This window comes from Streptomyces javensis (assembly GCF_039525925.1).
In the GTDB taxonomy this organism is placed as follows: domain Bacteria; phylum Actinomycetota; class Actinomycetes; order Streptomycetales; family Streptomycetaceae; genus Streptomyces; species Streptomyces asiaticus.
Genome location: NZ_BAAAIF010000101.1, coordinates 1 through 24,037, shown reverse-complemented (window position 1 = coordinate 24,037; position 24,037 = coordinate 1). Strand labels below are relative to the sequence as shown.

19 protein-coding genes and 2 pseudogenes are annotated in these 24,037 nt (G+C 69.6%); 16 read left to right on the top strand and 5 right to left on the bottom strand.

Going from position 1 to position 24,037, the window contains the following annotated elements:
• Positions 1-595: pseudogene (locus ABD329_RS44345) on the top strand (LLM class flavin-dependent oxidoreductase); the annotation flags it as partial.
• Between the two features lie 83 nt (positions 596-678).
• Positions 679-1,029 carry a hypothetical protein gene (locus ABD329_RS44340; protein ID WP_198278680.1) on the top strand — a complete coding sequence of 117 codons (351 nt, stop codon included), beginning with the start codon at positions 679-681 and terminating at the stop codon, positions 1,027-1,029.
• A 96-nt stretch (positions 1,030-1,125) separates the two neighbouring features.
• On the opposite strand, the pseudogene ABD329_RS48400 reads toward ABD329_RS44340, so the two are convergent.
• Positions 1,126-1,254, bottom strand: a pseudogene (locus ABD329_RS48400) (IS21-like element helper ATPase IstB); the annotation flags it as partial.
• A 507-nt stretch (positions 1,255-1,761) separates the two neighbouring features.
• On the opposite strand from ABD329_RS48400, the gene ABD329_RS44330 reads away from it, so the two are divergent.
• The gene (locus ABD329_RS44330; RefSeq protein WP_246618659.1) at positions 1,762-2,502 is read left to right on the top strand and encodes an MIP/aquaporin family protein; all 741 of its coding nucleotides are present in this window, start codon (positions 1,762-1,764) and stop codon (positions 2,500-2,502) included.
• 315 nt (positions 2,503-2,817) lie between these two features.
• Positions 2,818-5,034, top strand: a complete 2,217-nt coding sequence (katG, locus tag ABD329_RS44325; RefSeq protein WP_198278679.1) for a catalase/peroxidase HPI — start codon at positions 2,818-2,820, stop codon at positions 5,032-5,034.
• 812 nt (positions 5,035-5,846) lie between these two features.
• Here the strand turns inward: katG and ABD329_RS44320 are convergent.
• Positions 5,847-6,671, bottom strand: coding sequence for a class I SAM-dependent methyltransferase (locus ABD329_RS44320; RefSeq protein ID WP_198278678.1), 825 nt, complete (start codon positions 6,669-6,671; stop codon positions 5,847-5,849).
• A 241-nt stretch (positions 6,672-6,912) separates the two neighbouring features.
• Here ABD329_RS44320 and rox point away from each other — a divergent pair, with 241 nt between their 5' ends.
• Together rox and ABD329_RS44310 are read left to right on the top strand one after the other, a co-directional pair.
• Positions 6,913-8,472 carry a rifampin monooxygenase gene (gene rox / locus ABD329_RS44315; RefSeq protein WP_198278677.1) on the top strand — a complete coding sequence of 520 codons (1,560 nt, stop codon included), beginning with the start codon at positions 6,913-6,915 and terminating at the stop codon, positions 8,470-8,472.
• A gap of 206 nt (positions 8,473-8,678) precedes the next feature.
• Positions 8,679-9,035, top strand: a complete 357-nt coding sequence (locus tag ABD329_RS44310) for a hypothetical protein (RefSeq protein ID WP_246618658.1) — start codon at positions 8,679-8,681, stop codon at positions 9,033-9,035.
• Positions 9,036-9,427: 392 nt separating this feature from the next.
• Here the strand turns inward: ABD329_RS44310 and ABD329_RS44305 are convergent, their stop codons facing one another.
• Entirely contained in the window at positions 9,428-10,030 is a 603-nt protein-coding gene (locus ABD329_RS44305) for a TetR/AcrR family transcriptional regulator (protein ID WP_198278676.1), read from the bottom strand.
• Positions 10,031-10,130: 100 nt separating this feature from the next.
• Between ABD329_RS44305 and ABD329_RS44300 the strand changes: the two genes are divergently transcribed.
• Positions 10,131-10,913: an MBL fold metallo-hydrolase gene (locus tag ABD329_RS44300; RefSeq protein WP_198278675.1), complete on the top strand. Its 783-nt coding sequence runs from the start codon at positions 10,131-10,133 to the stop codon at positions 10,911-10,913.
• Positions 10,914-10,954: 41 nt separating this feature from the next.
• Here ABD329_RS44300 and ABD329_RS44295 read toward each other — a convergent pair whose 3' ends face one another.
• A complete protein-coding gene (locus ABD329_RS44295) occupies positions 10,955-11,356 on the bottom strand; it encodes a winged helix-turn-helix transcriptional regulator (RefSeq protein ID WP_198278674.1) in 402 nt (133 codons plus the stop codon).
• An 88-nt stretch (positions 11,357-11,444) separates the two neighbouring features.
• On the opposite strand from ABD329_RS44295, the gene ABD329_RS44290 reads away from it, so the two are divergent.
• The 4 genes from ABD329_RS44290 (at position 11,445) to ABD329_RS44275 (ending at position 15,567) form a co-directional block, all read left to right on the top strand.
• Positions 11,445-12,374, top strand: coding sequence for an NADP-dependent oxidoreductase (locus ABD329_RS44290; RefSeq protein WP_198278673.1), 930 nt, complete (start codon positions 11,445-11,447; stop codon positions 12,372-12,374).
• A 45-nt stretch (positions 12,375-12,419) separates the two neighbouring features.
• Positions 12,420-13,064, top strand: coding sequence for a pyridoxal-dependent decarboxylase (locus ABD329_RS44285; protein ID WP_306420145.1), 645 nt, complete (start codon positions 12,420-12,422; stop codon positions 13,062-13,064).
• Between the two features lie 38 nt (positions 13,065-13,102).
• Positions 13,103-13,522, top strand: coding sequence for a hydroxyphenylacetyl-CoA thioesterase PaaI (paaI, locus tag ABD329_RS44280; RefSeq protein WP_198278681.1), 420 nt, complete (start codon positions 13,103-13,105; stop codon positions 13,520-13,522).
• Between the two features lie 188 nt (positions 13,523-13,710).
• On the top strand, positions 13,711-15,567 hold the full coding sequence (locus tag ABD329_RS44275) for an FGLLP motif-containing membrane protein (protein WP_344317954.1): 1,857 nt from the start codon (positions 13,711-13,713) through the stop codon (positions 15,565-15,567).
• Positions 15,568-16,465: 898 nt separating this feature from the next.
• Here the strand turns inward: ABD329_RS44275 and ABD329_RS44270 are convergent.
• Positions 16,466-18,154, bottom strand: coding sequence for a hypothetical protein (locus ABD329_RS44270; protein WP_198280696.1), 1,689 nt, complete (start codon positions 18,152-18,154; stop codon positions 16,466-16,468).
• 567 nt (positions 18,155-18,721) lie between these two features.
• Here ABD329_RS44270 and ABD329_RS44265 point away from each other — a divergent pair.
• The 5 genes from ABD329_RS44265 to ABD329_RS44245 form a co-directional block, all read left to right on the top strand.
• Complete coding sequence (locus tag ABD329_RS44265; protein WP_198280697.1) at positions 18,722-19,897, top strand: type III polyketide synthase; 1,176 nt, start codon at positions 18,722-18,724, stop codon at positions 19,895-19,897.
• Entirely contained in the window at positions 19,894-20,862 is a 969-nt protein-coding gene (locus tag ABD329_RS44260; protein WP_425574459.1) for an aldo/keto reductase, read from the top strand. The genes ABD329_RS44265 and ABD329_RS44260 overlap by 4 nt, the downstream gene beginning before the upstream one ends.
• Positions 20,859-21,293: a nuclear transport factor 2 family protein gene (locus tag ABD329_RS44255; protein WP_198280698.1), complete on the top strand. Its 435-nt coding sequence runs from the start codon at positions 20,859-20,861 to the stop codon at positions 21,291-21,293. Before ABD329_RS44260 ends, ABD329_RS44255 begins: the two co-directional genes overlap by 4 nt.
• Positions 21,294-21,338: 45 nt before the next feature.
• Positions 21,339-21,596, top strand: a complete 258-nt coding sequence (locus ABD329_RS44250) for a hypothetical protein (RefSeq protein WP_198280699.1) — start codon at positions 21,339-21,341, stop codon at positions 21,594-21,596.
• Between the two features lie 517 nt (positions 21,597-22,113).
• The coding region (locus tag ABD329_RS44245) for a bifunctional [glutamine synthetase] adenylyltransferase/[glutamine synthetase]-adenylyl-L-tyrosine phosphorylase (RefSeq protein ID WP_344317952.1) at positions 22,114-24,037 on the top strand (1,924 nt) is incomplete at its 3' end.

Sequence of the window (24,037 nt, the reverse complement as noted above, 5' to 3'; positions counted from 1 at the left end):
GCTGCTCGGCCCGAAGGCCGCCGCCGTCGCCGGCCGCCGCGGCACCGGCCTCATCTCCTTCGGCCTGCTGGACCCCACCGCCTGGCACGCGCTGCACAACGCCCGCCGCCACGCCGCCCAGGCCACACCCCACGCCCCCGGCTCCCACCCGGACTTCCGGGCGGACTCCTACGTGATCACCTCGCTCCACCTCCTCGACGAGGACGAGGACCCCCACGGCGACCCGGTCCGGGACGCCACAGGCCACCTCGTCATGTCGCTACTAACCTTCGCCGCCGACACACCCGCCTTCGCCGAGCAACTCGGCCCGGAGGAAGGCGAGGTGGTGCGGCGGCTCCTCGACCGGCGCGGCACCACCTCCACCGCACCGGACCGCCACACCAAGCTCTACCCCAACTACCTCGGACGCATCGCACCGCAGGACCGCGACCTGATCCTGCCCTCGCTGATGAACACCCTGGCCCTGGTCGGCACCCGCGACGACCTCCGCACCCGCATCACCGCCCTGGAACAGGCCGGCATCGACGAACTCCTCATCCAGCCGGTGATCGACCCGCCCACCGAGATGGCCCAGCTCGCGAAACTCCTCACCTGAGCGGACCCCGCCACCGCACGCGCGTGGCATGCACACCTACAAGATCACCAAGATTCGCATGATACGTCCAGTAGGTTGGCAGCATGTCTTCCGTACTCGTGGTTGGTTACGATCCGCAGGCGATACCCGACGTCGATGCGGAGGCCCTTCGCGCCGCCCTGGACAAGGAGCTGGCACGGTTCGGTGAGCACGGCATCGACGCGGCCACGGCCTTGGTCGTGTTCGACCAGTCGGCTGAGTCCACACTCGTAGCATCGTTGGCCCAACGTCGGTGGGACGTGATCGTCGTCGGGGGCGGTATTCGCAAGACCGAGCCGCTGCTTCCACTCTTCGAACAGATCGTGAATCTGATCCGCCAGCACGCGCCTCAGGCTGCCATCGCGTTCAACACCAGTATCGGAGACAGTGTCGAAGCGGCTCAGCGCTGGTTGTGAGGGCAGTCCGACGGATCACGCTCGGAGCTCTAGCCTGCCTTGGCGGGTCCCCTCGGCTCGTGCCCCGGTGGTGGCCAGGCGGTAGGAGTCGGTGCCCACGCGGCCGTAGCGGGCGATGGTCTTGCTCGGCTTCTTCTCGTCGGCAGCCTCGACCAGCTCGGTGACCAGCTTCGTGGCCGGGGTGCAGCGGACGCGGTAGCCCTCCAAGGCGGCCTCGGGGCCCAGGCGGCCGATCCGGACACCCCCAACGCCGCGCGAACCCGCTGGCCGGCCTCGCAACGCCGATGTCCGCGTCACTCGCGACGCGTTCGAGCAGGCACTCTCCGCATCAGGAATCGCGTTGCCGGACCGCAATGCGAATGCCGCATCGAGTACACGTTGGGGCCTGACCGACAGACGTGGGCGGCCCAGCTGCGGATCGCCGCCTCGCCCTGACGTCGTCTCCGCCGATTGGGCCGGATGCTGACTCTGCCCGGCCGTGCTCACCCTCGACAACGGCCTGAACCGGCCGTCAAGCACACTTCATTGACGTGGCCGTTCAGCCGACTGGCCCAGCAGCACCCGTGCGGAGTCCGCGGCGGACATGGACGGGCTGATGTCAGTGTTTCGTAAGAGCTAGACCGATGAGAGATCTGCCAATCCCCCCTAGGGTGTTGATCGGAACCGCCGGTTCAACGTTGCGGGCCGCCACAAGTCCTTTTGTGTCGTCTGTGAGCTGCGGAACCGGAGCCCATGACCACTCAACACCAACACTCGAAAGGGATAGCTTTGCGTAAACCGTTAGCTGAATTCATCGGCGCGTTATTCCTGGTCTTCACCATCACCGCGACAGTACTGTCCAATGCGGCCCTCGCGCCCTTGGCGATTGGCGCGTCCCTCATGGTGATGGTGTACGCCGGGGGCCATGTCTCGGGTGCTCACTTCAACCCGGCTGTCACGCTCGCCGTCTTCGTGAGAGGCCGCATCAAGGTGGGTGAGGCCATGGCTTACGTGGTGGCACAGGTGACGGGCGGACTAGTGGGAGGACTGATCGGTCGCTGGGTCGTCGATCCGGATGAGGTGACGGCCGTCTCCTTGTCGGGGCGTCAGATCGGAGCAGCGCTCGTAGCGGAAGCACTTTTGACCTTCATGCTGGCCTACGTGGTTCTCAATGTCGCCACCAGCAGCGACCACCCGCAGAATTCCTTCTACGGCCTGGCCATTGGTTTTACCGTCCTCGCAGGTGCGGTGGCAGTGGGGGGCGTATCAGGAGGGGTCTTCAACCCGGCTGTTGCCGTGGGCGGTTCTGTGGCGGGATTGTTCTCCTGGTCGTCGCTGTGGATATATCTCATAGCTCAAGGTGTCGGCGGTACACTCGCGGGCTTCGTTTTTCTCGCGCTGAACCCTGATGAGCGCGAGACGCCACGGGCAGAGCCGGACACGGCGGTGCGTGACGTCGAAGCGCCGGGCACAGGAGCCCCCGCTCAGACGTGACTTCTCACCCCCTCCGAGCGGAGATCGCTCCGCTGGTGCCCTCGAGGCCCCCACGCGCCCGGGGCGCGCGGGGGAACGGCGAAGACCGACAGGGACAGTACTGGTCCCCGCCAGCCGCTTCTACCAGCGAGCACCGGTCCCCACGGCACGCTCGTGAAGAACACTCCTCCGCCTGCGTCACCGGACGGTGTGCGACGGCCACTGAGCAACGAAGCGCGGGGCGAGGTCACCTGCCGGGGTTCGTTCTGCCCGTTTCTCGTCATGCGTGAGCAAGTACCTGACCATCTCTTTGGTCCACTCTCCAGAAGGATTGCCATGTCCGAGAACCACGATGCCATCGTGACCGACGCGAAGACCGAGGAGTCGGGCGGCTGCCCGGTCGCCCACGGCCGCGCCGCGCACCCCACCCAGGGTGGCGGCAACCGTCAGTGGTGGCCGGAACGGCTCAACCTGAAGATGCTCGCCAAGGACCCCGTGGTCGCCAACCCGCTCGGTGCGGAGTTCGACTACGCGCAGGCGTTCGCCGGCCTCGACCTGGCGGCCGTGAAGCGGGACATCGCCGAGGTGCTGACCACCTCGCAGGACTGGTGGCCCGCCGACTTCGGCAACTACGGCCCGCTGATGATCCGTATGGCCTGGCACAGCGCCGGCACCTACCGCATCAGCGACGGCCGCGGCGGTGGCGGCCGTGGTCAGCAGCGCTTCGCCCCTCTGAACAGCTGGCCGGACAACGGCAACCTCGACAAGGCCCGCCGGCTGCTGTGGCCGGTCAAGAAGAAGTACGGCCAGTCCATCTCCTGGGCCGACCTCCTCATCCTCACCGGAAACGTCGCCCTGGAGACGATGGGCTTCGAAACGTTCGGCTTCGGCGGCGGCCGCGCCGACGTCTGGGAGGCCGACGAGGACGTGTACTGGGGCCCGGAGACCACCTGGCTCGATGATCAGCGCTACACCGGCGACCGCGAGCTGGAGAACCCGCTCGGCGCCGTCCAGATGGGTCTGATCTACGTCAACCCCGAGGGCCCGAACGGCAACCCGGACCCGATCGCCGCGGCCCGCGACATCCGTGAGACCTTCCGCCGGATGGCGATGAACGACGAGGAGACCGTCGCCCTCATCGCCGGTGGCCACACCTTCGGCAAGACCCACGGCGCGGGCCCCGCCGAGGCCGTCGGCAACGACCCCGAGGCCGCCTCGATGGAGCAGCAGGGCCTGGGCTGGAAGTCGACCTACGGCACCGGCAAGGGCGGTGACGCGATCACCAGTGGTCTGGAGGTCACCTGGACCACCAAGCCCACCCAGTGGAGCAACGACTTCTTCGACATCCTCTTCGGCTACGAGTGGGAGCTGGCCCAGTCCCCGGCCGGCGCCAACCAGTGGGTGGCCAAGGACGCTCAGAAGATCATCCCCGACGCGCACGACCCGTCGAAGAAGCGTCTGCCCACGATGCTCACGACGGACCTCTCGCTGCGTTTCGACCCGATCTACGGCCCGATCTCGAAGCGCTTCCACGAGAACCCGGCCGAGTTCGCGGACGCCTTCGCCCGCGCCTGGTACAAGCTCACCCACCGTGATCTGGGCCCGAAGTCGCTGTACCTCGGCCCGGAGGTCCCGGCGGAGACCCTGCTGTGGCAGGACCCGCTACCCGAGGCCCAGGGCGAGGCCATCGACGCCGAGGACGTCGCGGTCCTCAAGACCAAGCTCCTCGAGTCCGGCTTGTCCGTAGCGCAACTGGTATCCACCGCGTGGGCTTCGGCGTCCACCTTCCGCGGCAGCGACAAGCGCGGCGGAGCGAACGGCGCCCGTATCCGCCTTCAGCCGCAGCGCGGCTGGGAGGTCAACGACCCAAACGAGCTCGCCCAGGTCCTGCGCACCCTGGAGAACATCCAGGGCGAGTTCAACTCGGGCGCCAAGAAGGTCTCCCTGGCCGACCTGATCGTCCTCGGCGGCTCCGCCGCCGTGGAGAAAGCCGCCAAGGAGGCCGGCTTCCAGATCGAGGTGCCCTTCACCGCGGGTCGGGTGGACGCGAGGGAGGAGCACACCGACGCGGAGTCGTTCCAGGCACTCGAGCCGACCGCCGACGGGTTCCGCAACTACCACGGCAAGGGCAACCGGCTGCCAGCCGAGTACCTGCTCCTCGACCGGGCCAATCTGCTCACCCTGAGCGCGCCCGAGATGACCGTCCTGGTCGGTGGTCTGCGCGTCCTCGGAGCAGTCCATCAGCAGTCCCGGCTCGGTGTCTTCACGCGCACGCCCGGCTCGCTGACCAACGACTTCTTCGTCAACCTGCTCGACCTGGGCACTACATGGACATCGACGTCCGAGGACCAGACCACGTTCGAGGGCCGTGACGCCGCCACGGGCGAGGTCAAGTGGGTCGGCAGCCGCGCCGACCTGGTCTTCGGCTCGAACTCCGAGCTGCGGGCGCTCGCCGAGGTCTACGCGAGCGACGACGCCAAGGAGAAGTTCGTCCATGACTTCGCGGCCGCCTGGGTCAAGGTCATGAATCTCGACCGGTTCGACCTGGCCTGACCGGACGCCGTCCGGGTCGGCCGGTGCGTCACCGGCCGCCCCGGACGGGCCACGACGCCAGTGGAGACGTTGACGATCCGGCCCTGTCCGGCCGCGGTCATCCGTGGCAGTACGGCGTTGCACAGAGCGACAGGCGTGATCACGTTCGGCCGGAAAGAGGCGTCCCTCGCCACCGCCTTCTTGGCCTTCTTCCTGCCGAGGCCCGTGGCCATCCGCCCGGCCGGGCTCCCGCCGCCGCCCGCCCCGGCGAGCACGCCGACGCCACGACCAGCGACACCCGACAGTGCCGCTCGAGGCCGCTGTCGGCCGCGATCCGGACCGTGTGGGTCACCACCAGCGACGGCCACGTCCACCCCGCGCCATGTGCGCCGACCGAGCACCTGTGGTGGGGGGAGGGCTGGGGGCGACCGGGCCAGCGAGGCTGCCGCCGTCGTCGACCAGCTCCTGGACGACCTCGGCGCCACCGTCGACCTGCGTCACCACTGGGAGTACGAGGCCGATGGCGCGCCCGGCGTGCCCTTGGTTTTGGGCGACGCCGGCGATCCAGTATCCGACGGAGCCACGGCGAAGGTGCGGCTGCGGCGGGATGCCTCGTGCCGGTCCGGTATCCGGCCAGCACGCGGGCGATCCGCTCCGCCTGCCCCTCCGGGGTGAAGAAGTCGGCCGGCCGGGTCGGTTCCCACGGCCGGAAACCTCGACGTCCCGCACCCGATGTGCGGCGATCGGGGCGGCATCGGCGGGTTCTATCAGGCAGGGTTCCCACAGGGACAGGCCATCGGCCTCGATCCGCACCGCGCGCCGTGGCCGTCCGCTCAGCGTGACGCCAACAGCCCGTACAGCAGCGGGATCCCCGGCTCCGGCAGGCGCCACCAGCCGGACGAGCCACGCACCATACCGGGCCAGCGTGGCCAGGGCAGTTCGGGACTCTCACGCAGCTGCCGGATCTCCAGACCGGCCCCGATCAGGGCATTGACCACCTCGCCCAGCCCGTGCATCCACTCGTAGCTGTCGGTGGCTCCCTCAACGGCCGGGCCGTCGGTGTAGGTGTATGTCGCATCACGGTGCACGGGGCCGCCGCCACCCAAGTAGTCGTGCCGCAGCAGGAGTTCGGGGCCCTCTCCGGGAGCGGGCTTCGGGCCCAGCGAGTTCAGCAGCGGGTGGAACTCCGCGACGTACACCCGACCGCCGGGACGCAGCAACCCGGCGATGACACCGGCCCAGCGGTCCAGGTCCGGCAGGTAGCACAGAGCTCCCTTGCCGGTATAGACGACGTCAAACCGCCGCCCACCCAGGGCCTCCACGGCGTCGTACACATTGGCCTGCACATACCGCACATCGAGGCCGGCACGCGCCGCGATACCGGTCGCCGCCGTCACCGAGGCCGCGGAGAAATCGAGACCGACAGTCCGCGCCCCGCGCTGCGCGAAAGCGATCGTCTCCGTGCCGAGGTGGCACTGTAGATGCAGCACGTCACGGTCGGCCACCTCGCCAAGGTCGTCCCACTCCCACGAAGCGAACCAGCGGGACGGATCGAGCTCCCCGTCGATCCCGTAGAACCGGCTGCCGAGGTGGACAGGGGTCCGGGCGTCCCAGTTCGACTGGTTGACTCGCATCATCCGCTCATAGGCGTCCGTCATGCGCTCACTATCGCAGGCGACCGCGCCGCGCTCGGAGCCGTGATGCTCATGGCCGGGAATAGGGTTGGACGGGGCGATGCTCGGGCTTGTAGCCTCCGGTGGACCGTGACACCGCCCGAGGAGGTGAGACCCATGAACGCTGTATCGACGTGGGTGCTCCCCCCTTCCGTCACGGCCGGCGACTGACGTAGGTGTCGCCGGGAGCGCCTCGACAACAAGGCACTCCCGAAAGGCAACACCTATGGACTCTCCGAAGTTCACCGCCGAGCCGTCCTCGAACGACACGGCCGAGCGCGACGCCGCCGCGGGCGACATCGCCAGGAGCGACGTCACCGCACTCCGAGCGTCGGGCTCCGGCGCCGACCGCGCGCCCGCTGTGTTCGACGTAGTCATCGCCGGGTGCGGGCCGACCGGCGCGATGCTGGCCGCCGAACTGCGGCTGCACGATGTGCGGGTACTCGTCCTGGAGAAGGAAACCGAGCCCGTGTCCATGGTCCGCATCGCCGGCCTGCACATTCGCAGTATCGAGCTGATGGCAATGCGCGGACTGCTGGAACGCATTCGCGAACACGGAAGACAGCGTCCGGCCGGCGGACTCTTCGCCGCCATCAACAAACCCGCACCCAAGCGCCTGGACTCCGCGCACGCCTATCTGCTGGGCATCCCGCAACCCGTCATCGTTCACCTGCTCGAGGAACATGCGACCCAACTGGGCGCACAGGTCCGGCACGGTTGCGCGGTGACCGACCTCGAACAGGACGACGAGGGCGTGACCGTCGGACTGGCCGACGGCGAACAACTGCGAACGCGCTACCTCATCGGCTGCGACGGCGGGCGCAGCACGGTGCGCAAACTCCTCGGCGTCGGCTTCCCCGGCGAGCCCTCACGGACCGAGACACTGATGGGCGAGATGGAAGTGGGTGTGCCGCAGGAGGAGATCGCCGCCAAGGTGGCCGAAATCGGCCAGACCCATAAGCGGTTCTGGCTCAGGCCCTCCGGCAAAGGGGCATACAGCGTCGTGGTCCCCGCCGCGGGCGTCAGCGATTCGCCGGAACCACCCACCCTCGAGGATTTCCGGCAACAGCTGCGTACCATCGCCGGAACCGATTTCGGCGTGCACTCCCCGCGCTGGCTGTCCCGCTTCGGGGATGCCACCCGGCTGGCCGAACGCTATCGGGTCGGGCGGGTGCTGCTGGCCGGGGGCGCCGCACACATCCATCCGCCCACCGGCGGGCAGGGCCTCAACCTCGGCATTCAGGACGCCGTCAACCTCGGCTGGAAGCTGGCCGCACACATCCGCGGCTGGGCACCCACAACACTGCTGGACACCTACCAGAGCGAACGCCATCCCGTCGCCCAGGACGTGCTGGACAACACCCGCGCCCAGATGGAACTGCACTCCACCGAACCCGGCCCACAGGCCCTGCGCAGACTGCTCACCGAGCTGATGGACATCGACGAGGTCAACCGCCACCTCACCGAGAAGATCACCGCGATCGGCATCCGCTACGACGTCGGCGAGGGCCCCGACCTGCTCGGCCGCCGCCTGCCCGACATCGATGTGAAAGGCGGACGCCTCTACGATCTGCTGCACCACGGCCGCGGCCTGCTCCTGGACCGCACCGAACGCCTGACCACCGGCGGCTGGTCGGACCGGGTCGACTACCTCGCGGACCCCACCGCCGCACTGGATGTTCCCTGCCTCCTCCTGCGCCCCGACGGCCACATCGCCTGGATCGGCGACGACCAGCAGGACCTGGACCACCACCTCTCCCGCTGGTTCGGCCAACCCACCAACTGATGCCGTCCGAGCAGCGAGTGGACCGGAGCAGGCCGCCGGGCATCCCCCGACAGCCGTCCTGCGAACGGAAGGCCGACAGGGCGTTGTGGGTCAATACGAGTGCGCTGAGCGTCAAGGACATTCTTCCTGAGACCAGGAAGGATTCAATGCCAGGGCCCCGCGACGGGGCAGTGATCGACTCGGAGCACCCGGAGAAAGCAGGAAGCATGATGAAGAGGAAGGCGGCTCTGGCCGCGGGCGCTCTGGCCATCGTGTTCGGCGCCACGGTACCGGCAGCGGCCGCGCCGACGACGGCCGCGTCCCGCACGGGGACGTTCTACGGCACCTATCAGCACGCCGACGGGTGCGTGTACCTGCGCTCCGCAGCCGGGTACCACTATCTGCTGGAGGGCTACACGATGGGTGGCAACGGCGGCCTGTACAAGAAGGGCGGCGGCTTCATCGCGTACCCGGGCTGGAAGATCGCGGCACACGGTACCCAGTACAACAAGACCAGCACCACGCTGTGCACGACGTGGGGTGCCTACAGGAGGATCAAGGCAACATCGATCTACGCCTACTGAAAGCCGTCGGGAGGCCAAGGGCCATATGGACCGGCTGCCCAAGCGCCGAAGGTAGGGAACCGCCGGCAATTTTTGCCGTCAACGCCCCCGCGATCCAGGATCGCGGGGGCATGCGGTCTGGTGAGGCAGAGAGCCGACCGTCTGGTTCGAACCGACGACCTTCGCTCTGTTGCCCCTTTTGGACAAGTGCCGGGCGCTCAGCCGGTGATGATCTGGGCGATGGCCGCGTGGTTGTGGTAATCGCGGGACTCGACGATCCGGCCGTCGCGAACGCGCATCTCGTAGTCCCGTTCGGCCACGATGACCTCCGGGTCGGCCCCTGTCGACGAGGGAACGCCGTGGCCGGACTCGCCGCCGCGAAGGGGCCCGCCGGTGCCCGGCCCGGCATGCGGTCAGGGCTGGCCCAAGGCCCGTTCGATCGCGCGGCGGGCCCGGCCCGCGGCCGCCCGGTCGTGCTGGAGTTGCATGGCCGCGTTCAGCGCCAGCCCGGCGGCGACGATCTCGAACAGCGCCTGGTCGATGTCGAACCCGGCGGGCAGCTCGCCGTTCTCCACCGCCGCGGTCAGGTCCGCCCGCAGCTGCTCCCGCCAACGCGACCACACCTCGGCCACCGCGTCGCGGACCCGGCCGGGGCGGCCGTCGTACTCACTGAGCGCCGCGGTCATCAGGCAGCCGCCCGGCAGCAGTGGCGCCTCCAGGTAGCCCACCGAGTTGGCGCACACCGCGCGCAGCCGCCGAAGACCCGGCGGCTCGGCCAGCACGGGCTCGACCACCCGGTGCCAGAAGTCCACGAACGCCTTGTCCAGCGTGGAGATCTGTAGCGCCTCCTTGGTGCCGAAGTGCTTGTGCACCCCGGACTTGCTCATCTCCAGCTCCTCGGCGAGCCGGCCGATGGTGATGCCCTCCAGCCCTTCCTCGGAGGCGATCTCGGCGGCACGGCCGAGGATCCGGCCCCTGGTGGCCTGCGCTTCGGCCGCTGAGCGTCGTGGTGACATGCGACAAGGATAGCGTACGAGCGTTCGCTATTGCTTTGGCGAACGAACGTACGCTAAATTCCGCGGCAACCAAGCAACCCCCGGGACGAAGGAGTGCGAGATGCGGGTGCGACGACTGGGCTGGGCGGGACTGGAGATCGAGGCAGGCGGCAAGCGACTGGTGATCGACTACGTGCGGGACCTCTCACCGCTGTTCACGGGGTGGAAGCCCGGCGAGGGGCTGGCGTTGCCGAGCGGAAGGGTCACCGCCGCACTCGTCACCCACCTGCACCGGGACCACACCGACGCGTCCGCGCTCGCGGACGCGCTGCCCCCGGGGGCGCCGGTGCTGCGACCGGCGCCCGGTCACGGCGACGACGTCGACAACGTGACGACGCTGCCCGCCGAGCGCGAGCTGGCCCTGCACCGGATGGCCGCCGAGGTCGTGGATACCTGGTCCACCCGCGAAATCGGGCCGTTCCGCGTCACCGCGGTCCCCTCCGTCGACGGGCTGGGCGACCCGCAGCTGAACTGGGTGGTGCAGGCCGACGGGCAGCGGGTCTTCCACGGCGGCGACACGATGTTCCACGGCTACTGGTGGCTCATCGCACGCCGGTTCAGCCCGTTCGACGCCGCCTTCCTGCCCGCCAACGGCGCGGTGGTCGACGCGCCGCACCTTCAGCCGCCGAGCCCGCTGCCCGCCGCGATGGACCCGATGCAGGCGGCCGCGGCCGCGGAGATCCTCGACGCCCGGTACGCAGTGCCGATGCACTACGAGACGGAGCAGCCGGACAAGATCGCGGGCTATGTCGAGGTCTCCGACCCGGAGAGGGAGTTCCGCACGCACGCCGGACGGCGCGCACACGTGCTGGCCGTCGGGGAATGGCTGGACCTGGCCACATGAGATGCGCAGCGCATGATGCCGAGTAGCGGCCGGGAGGACGCTCAGTGCCCTGAGCGCGGGCCTCGGTCGCTGTGGGCGAGCGGTTCGGGATCGGCGTCGAGCGCGTCGAGCACTGCGTCGCCGTTCGCCCTCGCCCACTCGGTCAGCATGTGGATCGGTTCGATCAGCGTCGCCCCGAGCGGGGTGAGCTCGTATTCGACGCGGGGCGGGGCCTCGGCGTAGGCGTGGCGGCGGATGAGTCCGTGCGCCTCCAGCCGTCGGAGCGTCTGGGTGAGCACCTTGCGGGAGATGCCACCGATCAGCCCGATCAGCTCGCCATGGCGCACCGGGCCCTGGCTGAGGCCGTAGAGCACGACCGCCGTCCACTTGTCGGCGATCAGCTCGACCGCCAGACGCGCCGGACAGTCGGCGAGAAAGGGACCACCGGGACCGAAACCGCTCATGGCGCCAAAGGTACCCGCGCCAGAGGTACCTGCTGGTTCCTATCGGAAACCTAGCCTGGGTTCTCCCCCCTCCAAAGCCAGGAGAATCATGCGAGTCATCACCCAGCAGAGGCTCGGCGGTCCCGAGGTGCTCACCATCGTGGACGCGCCCGAGCCCCGGCCCCTCCCGACCGAGGTCCTCGTCCGCGTCAAGGCGATCGGGCTCAACCCGCTGGAGGCGCGCCTGCGCGCCGGTGAGTTCCCGCTGATCGGCCGGCCGCCGTTCATCCTCGGCTGGGACATCAGCGGCGTGGTCGAGGAGACGTCGCAGACGTGGCGGTTCAGGCCCGGCGACGAGGTGTTCGGGATGCCGCTGTTCCCGCGGGCGGCGAGCGCGTACGCCGAGGTCGTGTCGGCGCCGGCGTTGCACCTGGCACGCAAACCGGCGTCGCTCTCGCACATCGAGGCGTCGGCGCTGCCGGTCGTCGGGCTGACGGCCTGGCAGGGCCTCGTCGACCTCGGCGGCGTGACCGAGGGCGACCGCGTCCTGGTCCACGGTGGTGGTGGCGGGGTCGGCCACGTCGCGATCCAGATCGCGAAAGCGCTCGGCGCGCACGTGATCGCGACCGCCGGCGGGAGCAAGCGGAAGTTCGTCGAGGGGCTCGGCGCCGACGAGGTGATCGACTACACGGCGGTCGACTTCACCGAGGCGGTCCGCGACGTCGACGTCGTGCTCGACACGATCGGCGGCGACACCGTCGAGCGGTCGCTCCAAGTGCTCCGCCCGGGCGGCCACCTGGTGACGGCGGTCGCCGAGGAGGACGCGGAGCTGATCGCCAAGTACGAGGCGGCCGGGATGCGCTTCAGCGGCATCGCGGTCGACCCCGATCCGGTCGCCCTGCGGGGTCTCGTCGAACTCGTGGAACAGGGCAGGCTCCGGGTCCATGTGCAGGAGACGTTCCCGTTCGAGCGCGTCGCCGACGCGCACCGGCTGCTCGACGGCGGTCACCTCCAGGGCAAGCTCGTCCTCACCCTCTGATCCCGTCGTCTCTGCCTGGGCCTCTGCTGCTGCCGCTCATCACTGATGGCTCGGCTCCGCAGCCGGAAGGCGACACTCGTCGACGCGGTCGCCGAGATAAATCAAGGTGGCCTGCGGGTCCATGCCGAAGCTGTGGCGACGAGCTTGGGGTCTATGGTGTTCATGAGGTCGAGGGGGCGGGTGCTGGCGCAGGCCTATGCCTTCTCTTCCTCGTACCGCACCGAGGAAGATGACCCTTTGATGGTCGACTACATGGACTACAGCACCCAACTGTCCTGCGGTTACGAGGCTTTCGAGGTACGGAACGCCGCGCAGGGCTTCGGCGTCGACGCCTTCCGGGCCGCGATGGAGCACATGCTCGATCTCGCCCAGTACATAGCCGACCTCATCGAGGCGGCTCCGGATCTGGAGCTCATGGCGCCCGTATCGCTGACAGCCGTCTGCTTCCGGATCAGGGGCGCCACCGAGGCCGCCCACACCGCCGTACTCGCCGCACTGATCGAGGAAGGCACCGCGCTCCTTGGCCCGGCGCGCCTTGACGGCCGCCACGGCATACGGGCCCGCGTCACCAACCACCGCACCACCCGCGACGACATCGAACTGATCCTCACCCGCCTGTCCGATATCGCCCGCCACCACCGCGAGCCGGTCGGCGGCGACATGGGCGACGCCATGGAGGTGGCCCTGTGAAGAGCGATCCGGCCCCGGAAACCGACCCGGCACGTGCGATGTTCGCCACCGACCGGGCCTCTCAGGGCATGGGCATGGAACTCCTGGAGACCGGGGACGGCTCGGCCCTTGTCCGGATGACCGTGACCGCGGCCATGGTCAACGGCCACGGTACGGCCCACGGCGGTTACATCTTCGCGCTCGCCGACACGGCATTCGCCTGCGCCTGCAACAGCCACGGCCCGGTCACCGTCGCGGCGGGCGCCGATATCGCGTTCACCGCCCCCGCCAAGGAAGGCGACGTCCTGACCGCGTCCGCCCGCGAACGCACCCGATTCGGCCGCAGTGGAATCTACGACGTGACCGTCCTACGGGGCGCGGAGGTCATCGCCGAGTTCCGCGGGCGCAGCCGCGTCATCGAAAACGTCCCGGAACGCCGACGAGAGCGGGGAGACGTTCGCGAGGAAAGCCCGTCATGATCCAGGTGCCACGGCCTGTCGCGGCGACGGGCCGTCAGGCCGGCTCGTGTCACTGGCTGTGGGAGCCCAAACGACGGACCGCGCCTTACGTCAAAGATCTGACTTAGCGACCTGTTGCACGGAGAGCGACTACCGATGACCCTTCGTAACATCTACCGTGTACGGGGAGCACGTCATCGGGGGGCGTCATGGGGCGGGCTGGGCCAGCGGCCGCACGGCTGTCAGCGTTCGTCTTTCTGCTGGGGTTTCAGCTGGGGTTTCTGCTGGTCGCTCCGGCGGGAGCCGACGAAAGCGCGCGGCTGGAAGTGACGCCGCGCCGGGCGGCCGAGGGATCGTACGCGGTCCTGAGCGTGTCGCACGCCCCCGAGGCGTGTGGGAAAGGCGGAGACGGGTTCCTGGCACCGGCGTCCGTCCGCCTGGTCTGGGAGGGCGTGTCGAGCGGGAGCAGCGGCAGTCGGGACGTCTGGCCGTCGTACCGCGTCAGTGGCGACTCGTTCCTCGTCGGTTTTCAGTTTCCGAACGTCTCGGCCGACGACCGGGGCGGATCGCACACCGTGGTCGTGGAATGCCGGTCCGCCGACGGCAAGTCCTGGACGAGGGCCGGGACCACCACGCTCGACCTCGAAGGGCTCGACCAGGACGCGCCCAGTTACAACTTCGGCGGCGGGCCCGGAATCCAGATCAGCGAGGGAGCGGGGTCGGAGGCCGAGAGGCGCCGGACGATCCGGGTCGAGAACGCCGCCCATGAATGCTCCGGCGGCCAGGTCCGGCTGGATGGCCGCGCGCTGGCGACCACGCTGGCCTCAGAGGGAGGACTGGGGTACGTCACAGCCGAGTTCACCGTCCCCGCGAACACCCGGCAGGGGCGACACCGGATCGCGCTCGACTGCCCGCGGGGCACGTTGATCAGCTACCCGATCGCCGTCAGCAGGACGGCGGTCCCCGCCGATGCCGCGCCGCCCGCCGCCAGCACCTCGCCGGTGTTCTCGGCGATCCCCAAGCCCTCCGAGGTGCCGTGGGGGCTGCGCAGCGTGGCCACAACGCTGGTGGTGGCCTCGGCGCTGATCCTGCTGATCGGCTTCCCGGCGGACATCGTGAACAAGACGATCGAGGAGAACCGGGAGGAGATCGAAGGCTGGTTCCGCCCTTGGGCGGCGTGGATGCGCCGCCAGCGGGCGCGGATGAGTGTTCTGCGCGTCGGCGGGCGGACTCTCGGCGCTCTGTGGTCGTCACCCAGGCGGCAGTTCTGCTGGTTCGCACTGGTCGCCGCGCTGCTGACCACCCTGATCGATCCCGCCATCGGCGTCCGCGGCGACACGATGATGCTCTTCTTCGGCCTCCTGGTGGCCTTTCCGGTGACCACCCTGGTCTACGCGGTGGTGGTGGAGTCCTTCGCGCGGCGCTTCTCGGGCGGTGTGGCCGGTGCCTTGTCGGTCCTGCCGCTGGGGCTCGCCCTGGCCGCGTTCTGCACACTGCTGTCGGTGGTGGCCGGATTCGTGCCGGGCTATGTCTTCGGCCTCATCGCCGGATACGCCACGGCCGACGGGGCGAGGCGTCGGCTGTCGGACGCGGACGAAGGACGCAGCGTGCTCGCGGGAACGCTCTGCCTGCTCGCTGTCGCGCTGCTGGCCTGGGTCGCCCTGGAGCGTACGCATGACGGGACCTGGCTGCCCGTGCGGATGCTGGACGCCGCGCTGTCCGCGGTCTTCCTTCTGAGTGTGCAGACTCTCGTCTTCGGGCTGATACCGCTGCACATGATGGACGGGCGACGCCTGCTGGCCTGGAGCCGTCCCGCCTGGCTGGGCGTCTACGCGGTAGCGGTGATCTGCTTCGTGCACCTGCTGGTGCTGAACCGGCGGGACGTGCTGAGGCAGGGCACCGCGCCCGCGTTCGCTTCCACCCTCGCGCTGTTCATCGGCTTCGGCGCGCTGTCTCTGGCCTTTTGGGCCTACTTCCGCTACCGCCCGCCGCAACCCGCCCCGGCCGATCCGCCGGCTCCTCCCACCCCGCCGGACCCGCCCGCCGTCACCGGGAGCCAACCGTAGGCGGGTCGCGTACCCGGGCGCACAACTCAGCCGGAGGAACAGATGGCAGACAGCAGTGCGGGGACCCCTACCCCGCGCCCTGAGGGACGTCGCGGGCTGCTCGTCGTCCTGGCTCTGGCGGTCGTCTTCGTGATGATCCTCGTCCTTGCCCGATGCGTCGGCTCGGGCGGCGGACCGACATCCGCGTCGTCGACGGGCCCGGCCACCGCAACCGCGACGCAGTCGAGTGAGGGCTCCGCGTCCCGTGCGACCGCGACGGAGTCAGGCGGCGGCTCACCTCCCGCCGCGACCCCGGCGACCTCGCGTCCCGACGCACCCGCCGACGCACCCACCGGCGCACCTTCGGCGCCGCCCACCAAAGGGCCCTCCTCCGCACCGTCCACGGTCAGCACGGAACCGAAGCCCCCCGATACCGTTTACCTACAAGTGATTATGACGACCGAGTTCGAAGTGTCCGTGACCAACGACCGCAATGCGGAACGGTGTTCGCGGGAAGTCGACGCGGTGCCCAGCCCGGAGCATGCCTGGTGCACCCTGTCTCTGCCCGCCGGTGACAGTGTCCGGCTCACAGGTGTGCTCAGCGGCACGCCCTCCGGGGTCGTCAACCGGGAGCCGGAGCGGGAGCCCGCCTGGTACGGCTGCCAGGAGGGAGACGGCTCGCCGACCTGCACCCTGGACCTTACAGGCGGCCACTGGGTATGCCTGGCCAGCCACGATGTGTCCGAGCCGTCCGAATCCCTCTGCGAGGGGTATCGCGACTCGGGCCTTCTGGCCCCCGTGCCACCCGGATCCTCAGCACCTCCCAGCGGCGCCAGGCCACCAGGCTCATGACTGCCCGAGCCGGGCCGAGCCGGGCCGGACGCCGGGAGCGGGGCCGTCCGGCCCGCGGCCCGTGAGGTCAGCCGGCCGGGAGCGTCAGCAGCATCCGGACGAACTCCTCATAGGTCTCGGCCCGTTGGTAGCCGGTCATGACCCGCTCCTCGGCCTTACGCAGCCGCTGCTCGAGATCCGGGCACTTCAGCAGCGTCCGGCGTAGGTAGTACCCGCTGATCCAGCGGCTGAGGTCCTTGCCCGCGGCCGCCACGTCGCTGAACCTCGGGAACGACTGTTTGGCCAGGATCACCGCCAGCGCCTGGCCGGCCTCGGCGAACTCCTTCAGCCCCGGCAGCTCCTTGCTGTTCGGCACCGCCCTGACCCGGTCGTAGTCGCGGCTGACCGCCTCGATCCGGGCGATCTCGCGCGGATCGACCCCGGCCCCCTGGTACAACGACCGGCAGAAGGCCCAGCTCTGCGCCATGCCGATGCTCTCGTACAGGATGGTCTTGCCCGCCGCCAACGCCTCCGACGTGCTCTGGTTGCCGGTCGTCATCATCACCGGCTCACTGGCCCTGACCAGCCTCAGCAGGTCGGCGTGGCCGGTGCGGGCGGCGACGACGAGATGCAGCCGCTTGCCGCCCTCCAGACCGGTCTCGAAGGAGGACCGGACCATGGAGCTCCCGGCCGGGAACTCCGTCAGCTCCACCCGGCCCACGCCGCGCTCGGCAAGGTAGCCGCGCAACGGCTCCCCGGCCAGACCCTCCACCAGCCAGGTCCGGTTGAGCGCGAACTTCGGGTTCCAGAACTCCGGGCAGATCTGCACCACATGGACGTCGTGCTTGCCGGCCTTCTCGAACTCCGCAAGGACCAGCGCGAAGCGGCCGGCGCTCTTGTTGGTGTACGAGAAGTACAGCCGCGAGCGCCCGTCGCCGGCGTACCTCTTCAGGTTCTCGTCGAGGTTCTCCGCCTCGTCCTCCGGGAAGAGCGCGGCCAGCAGCGGCCGGGCATTGCCCGAGAGCGTCGCCAGGTACTCCAGCCGGGCGGTGCGGCGGACCGCTTCGTCCTCGCCCAGCGCCTCCTGGGCCCGCTTGTACGCACGCAGATCCGCGTCGAAGGTGATGCCGCGTTCGTCCTGGCCGAGCCCGGTGGCGAAGGTCTTCCCGCCACCGAGCGGGGCGGCCTCGGTCTTGGAGTACTCGGTCAGCGCCATCGACTTGCCGCCCCACGCCGACTCGACGGTGGTCTGCAACGCCTTGGTCGCGGCCAGTTGCGGTGTGACCAGCACATATTCAGGCGCGCGGTCCTTGGCGAACACCGGCTCCGCCTTCGGGTTCGAGTCGCTGCCGGGAAGGATGACATAGGGCAGGCCACAGCCGTCGAACAGCTCCGGCAGCTTCGCGTGCGCCTTGGCGGCGGTCAGCAGCGCCACGTCGTTGGCCGACGGGCCCTCCGTGCTGAACACCAGGCGCAGCGCCTGCGCCGCCTTCACGCCGAGCATCAGATCGCCGCGGCCGTTGGCCTCGTGGGTGTAGACCGAGACCGCCGAGCGGCCGGTCCAGCGCAGACAGCTGTAGAGCTGGTCGATGATGAGCGGGACCTGCTTCTGCTGCTGCCCCAGGCGGATGGCGTTCGGGAAGCGCGCGCACACCTCTCGCGGGTACGGGTTCACCTCCTGCGCTCGCAGGTGGGCCCGCGGTTCGGTGCGCTGCTGGAGCAGGGTCTCACGGGCCTGCTCCATGTTCTCCTTGTACCGGTCCCACGCTAGTCGCATGACGCTCCCTGTGATTCGCCGGCTCCCGGGCCGGAGAAATGTTCCGAACCTTACACGGTCAGTAACTGGATGGTGACGCATATCGCTTCATGTCCGGTGGCGTCTCCCCCGGCTTCCCGGCGCGCACGCCCGATCGGCAAGGGCGCGCCAGAGCATCTGAGGCGTCCGCGGCCCACCGGGGTGTAGGGGGTGCGCATACGGTTGCGGCGCGCGGCTGTTGTGCGCTGTGTCCCGCGGGATGCGAGGGGAGCGCGTGGTGTGAGCACAACCGGGTGAAGGGTGGGGGCGGAAATAGTGTGTTCCCGCAGCGCACATCCCCGGGCGCGATCGCATCTCGTATGTCCGGCGTAGCTCCAGATCGAGGTGTGCGCGCCGTTGCGGGCGGCCTCGTATCTGGTCAACATGACGGGCAGGGAGCCTCCTGCCCTGCCCCGTCTGCATCGGGGCGCAAGTGGAGCGAAGTGATGTGTGAGTGAACCACCACCGTGTGCGGCACGGTCTTGCCCACCCCGAAGTCCACGGTCGGTTCCGCTTCGTCGTTGCCTTTCGTGAGCAAGGGAGTGTGCCATGGCTGTGCTGTGCCGCCCGGCGGTGTGGGTACCGGAGAACACCATCTCGATGGAGGAGACGCTGGCGCTGGCGCGCCGGCTGCACGCAGGACACAAGAGGCTTCCGCTGGTCCTGCGGATGATCAGGAACACCGGGGTGGCGAAGCGGCATCTGGTCCAGCCGCTGCCCGTCACCCTGACGCATCCGGGGTTCGAGGCCCGTAACCGCTTCTATGTGCGCGAGGCCCGTGCCCGGGTCCCGGACGTGGTCCGGGAGGCGCTGTCCGCGGCGGAGGTGACGGCGCGGGACATCGACACGATCGTGTTCGTCTCGTGCACCGGTTTCACGATGCCGCCCCTGACCTCCTGGATGATCAACGAACTGGGTTTCCGCTCCAACACCCGGCAGATCCCCATCGCGCAGCTGGGCTGTGCGGCCGGCGGGGCGGCCGTCAACCGGGCGCATGACTTCTGCCGCGCCTATCCGGGGTCCAACGTACTGATCGTGGCGTGCGAGTTCTGCTCGCTGTGCTACCAGCCGGACGACCTCGACGTCGGCTCGCTGCTGTCCGACGGGCTGTTCGGGGACGCGATCGCCGCGGCGGTTATGCGCGGCAGCGGCGGGGAGGGGATGGAGCTGGTGGGCAACGCCTCGCATCTGGTGCCGGGCACCGAGGACTGGATCGCGTACGAGGTGAAGGCCACCGGATTCCACTTCCGGCTGGACAAACGGGTCCCGGGCACCATGAACGTGATCGCGCCCGCGCTGGACACGCTCGCCGAAGCACATGGCTGGGACGCCACGGACCTGGATTTCTACATCATCCACGCCGGAGGGCCGCGCATCCTGGACGATCTGTGCAGCCATCTGAAGGTGCCGCCGAACGCCTTCAGGCACAGCCGCGCCACGCTCACCGAGTACGGCAACATCGCCTCGGCCGTCGTCTTCGAGGCACTGCGCCGTCAGTTCGCCGAGGGGCTGCCCCCGGGGGCCCGCGGCCTGCTCGCCGGGTTCGGGCCCGGGATCACCGCCGAATCCTCCCTCGGCACCTGGGTGCACTCCGACCGGGTACGGTCCGGCCGCCGAACGGGCAACGTCGACGCCTTGCCGGTGCAGCTTCCCGTCCCTCCCGAGCCCGACCTGCACAGTGAAACCCCATCCCCGTACAAGCCCAGGAATCGAGGATCCGCGTGACCGCGTCCGTTCCGCCCGCGCCCAGGACCGGGGCCACCCTGTCCCTGGGCGGTGACCTGACGGTCAACCGGCTCGGCTACGGTGCCATGCACCTGACCGGGCCCGGCGTCTGGGGCCCGCCCGAGGACCCGGACCAGGCCGTCCGCCTGCTGCGCCGTGCCGTGGACGACCTCGGCGTCGACTTCATCGACACCGCCGACTCCTACGGCCCCGGCTACAACGAGGAACTCATCCGGAAGGCCCTGCACCCCTACCCGGACCATCTGGTGATCGCCACCAAGGGCGGCATGCTGCGCACCGGCCCCGACGACTGGGTGCGGGCCGAGGGCCGCAACCCCTACATCGTCGCCCTGGGCAGACCCGAGTATCTGCGTCAGCAGGTCGAGGTCAGCCTGCACCGCCTCGGCCTGGAGCGCATCGACCTCTATCAGCTGCACCGCATCGACCCACTAGTACCGCTTGAGGACCAGCTCGGCATGCTCGCCGAGCTGCGCGAGCAGGGCAAGATCCGCCATATCGGCCTGTCCGGCCAGCCCGAGGTCACCGTCGACCAGCTCGAACAGGCCGCCGGGATCGTGGACATCGTGGCGGTGGAGAACCTCTACAACATCGCCGACCGGTCCGGGGAGCCGATCCTCCGATACGCCGAACAGCGCGGCATGGTCTTCATCCCGTGGTTCCCGCTCGGCCATGGCGACCTGGTCGGCCCCGGTGGCGTCCTCACCAAGGCCGCCCAACGGTACGGGGTCACCGGAGCCCAGCTGGGGCTGGCCTGGCTGCTGCGCCACGCGCCCAACACCCTGCTCATCCCCGGCACCACATCGGTGACCCACCTGGAGGAGAACCTCCGGGCCGACGAGGTCCGGCTCACCGACAGCCAGTGGGAGGAGATCGAAGCACTCTGCGCCACGGTCACCCCGTGGCGGCCCAAGCCGGTGCCGAAGCACCGGGGAGGGGCGCGATGACCCGCGCCCCCGAGGGGGTCGAGCATCCGCACACCGAGATCCTGCGCACCATCTACCGGGATCTGAGCAGACTCGTCGACTTCGCCGCGGACGACATCGTGCTGCACCGTGCGGACCGGACCGTTGAAGACCCCCGGGTACGCCGTGGCATCAGGGCCGTCCGCGCCCATGAGCAGGCACTCCTCCGCATGACCGAATACACCCTGGTCATGGACGTGGAGCAGATCACGGCCAACGACCACTTCGGCACCGTTCTCGGGGTACTGAGGGCCGAGCGTCCCCGCGATATCTCCGTGCCGTTCTGCGGTCTGTGGCGATTCGTCGACGGCCGGATCGCCGAGCACTGGGAGAACACCTCCTGCGGACCGGACGAACTGCGGCGCCTGTTCACCCCACCCCCTTCGTACTGGCCTCTGGCCGACGCCGGCTGACCCGGACGTTCCGGCTCAATGGGGGCCCGGACCGACGGAGCCCTCATGCACGCCTCCAACCGCGCCACCACACCCACACGGGAAGCCCGGGTCATGGCCTTCCTCGGCAGCCATGACCTGGTCGGCATACCGGCCGGCGAACCGAACCTGACGGTTCGGGAACTGCTGATCGCGGTGCACCGGGTCAGCGTCGCGCACCCCGTCGTGCCGTGCGCGCCGCCGCCCAGCAGCGCGTTCACATCGCGCCATGTCTCGCCCCTCGCTTTCCGGACAGCCCACCGGTTCACCTCCCACCGAACCTGAATTCATCACGGCCACCGCAATGGAAATCTCTTTACCAGGACGGGAATTCCTTTACCGTCCGCGGGGAACCAACGCGGACGGCCGGGTCGGAACCGGTTACCGCACCCGCCACATATTAAAACGCGGACAAATGCTCGATGAACATTGTCTCAAAGAGTCGCCGAAGAAGCCGCGATGCCAGCGAGGGAAGACACTGTCCAAAACCTCACGGACACGGTGTCAAGCGAATCCATTTTGCCCCCATTTGCGCATCAATGCATCACTCAACGTTTTATTACCTCCGCCTTGACCACCCCCAACGCCACCTCCTACGTTTCTGCCGCCGAAGGCCGTCTGTGGCTGCATTTTACCAACCAGGCAAAGACAGGTGTAGCGACCACCGAGTCGCCGGTCGGAAAGGGCCGGATGGCCCCGTAAAAGCGGCCGTCCGGCCCTTTCCGATATGAGACAGGCTGGGGACGAGGGGATTCCATGATGGCCCAGCGCGAATGTGGGGACAGGGATGGAGGGGGCGCACATGGCCCTACCGCAGGGACGCAGGAGCAGCAACGTCACCCGGCTGCTGCGGCACGGTTTCACCGACCCCTCGGCCGCCCGGCGGCTGCTGAACGCGCCCGAGCTGGCCGGGGTGTGCGGCGATCCGGTACTGCTTGACGGGCTGCTGGACGCGCTCGGGGCGACCGCCGATCCCGACCTGGCGCTGCGCAGGTTGGTACGGCTGGTCGAGGCGCTTCCGGAGGCCCCCGGGGACGGGGATGACGAGGGGTGCGCCGACTCACGGCAGACGTTGCTGGACGCCCTGGTCACGGCACGGCCGATACGTGACCGGCTGCTCGGGGTGCTCGGGGTCTCCGAGGCGCTGGGTGACCATCTGGCCCGGCATCCGCGGCACTGGCAGGCGCTGCTGGCGTACGAGCCGACGGCCCCGCACCCGACCGCCTCCGGCTTCGAGCGGGCACTGGCCGAGGGGATCTGGGGCAAGCCGGGGGTGGGGCTGACCCGGTCGGACGCGCTGCGCGTGGCGTACCGGCGGGCGCTGCTGGCGATCGCCGCGCGGGATGTGTGCGGTGCGACGGACGTCACCCAGGTCGCCGCCGAGCTGGCGGACCTGGCGGCCGCCACGCTGCGGGCCGCGCTGGAGATCGCGGCCGAGGAGCGGCCCGAGGACGCGGCGGCGTGCCGGCTGGCGGTGATCGGGATGGGCGAGTGCGGCGGGCGGGAGCTGACTTACGTCTCGGCCGTGGACGTCGTCTTCGTCGCGGAGGCCCCGGACGGGGTGGAGGAGTCCACGGCCGTGCGGGCGGCCGCCCGGCTGGCCGCGCGGCTGATGCGGATCTGCTCGGATATGACGGCCGAGGGCACCATCTGGCCGGTCGCCGCGGATCTGCGCCCGGAGGGGCGCGACGGCCCGCTGGTGCGGACGCTGTCCAGCCATGTGGCGTACTACCGGCGGTGGGCCGGTACAGGGGAGTTCCAGGCGCTGCTCAAGGCCCGGCCGGTGGCGGGCGACGCCGCGCTCGGCCGGGCGTACGTGGCCGCGCTGGTACCTCTGGTCTGGCAGGCGGCCGAGCGTGAGGACTTCGTGCCGGAGGTGCGGCAGATGCGCCGCCGGGCGGTGGAGCACACCCCGGTCGCGGAGATCGACCACGAGGTGAAGCCGGTCCCGGGGGTCCTGCGGGGCGTCGAATCAGCGGTGCGGCTCCTCCAGTTGGTGCACGGCCGGTCGGACGTGTCGCTCCGCCGCGGCACCACGCTGGACATGCTCGCGGCGCTGGCCTCGGGCGGCTACGTGGGGTGGTCGGACGCGGCCGCCCTGGACGAGGCGTACCGGTTCCTGCGCTCGGTGGAGCATCGCATCCAGCTCCACCGGCTGCGCCGCACCCACTCGTTGCCGCGGGACGAGACGGATCTGCGGCGGCTGGGCCGGTCGCTGGGGTTCCGCACGGAGCCGGTGACGGAGCTGCGCGCGGCGTGGCGGCGGCATGCGCGCGAGGTGCGGCGGCTGCACGAGAAGCTATTCTACCGGCCGTTGCTGGACGCGGTGGCACGACTGGAGACCGGAGAGGCCCGGTTGAGCTCGCAGGCAGCGGGGCGGTGGCTGGAGGCCCTGGGCTATGCCGACCCGACCGGCGCGCTACGGCATCTGGAGGTCCTCGTCTCCGGTGTGACCCGGAATGCGGCGGTCCAGCGGACGCTGCTGCCCGGGCTGCTGGGCTGGTTCGCCGACTCCGCCGACCCGGACGCCGGGCTGCTCGGCTTCCGCAAGGTCGCGGAGGCACTGGGCAAGACGCCGTGGTATCTGCGGCTGCTGCGCGACGAGGGCGCCGCCACGGAGAACCTCGCGCGGGTGCTCTCCGCCGGGCGGCTCGCCCCCGATCTGCTGCTGCGCGCCCCCGAGGCGGTCGCCCTGCTCGGCGACCCGGAGGGGCTGCGCCCGCGCG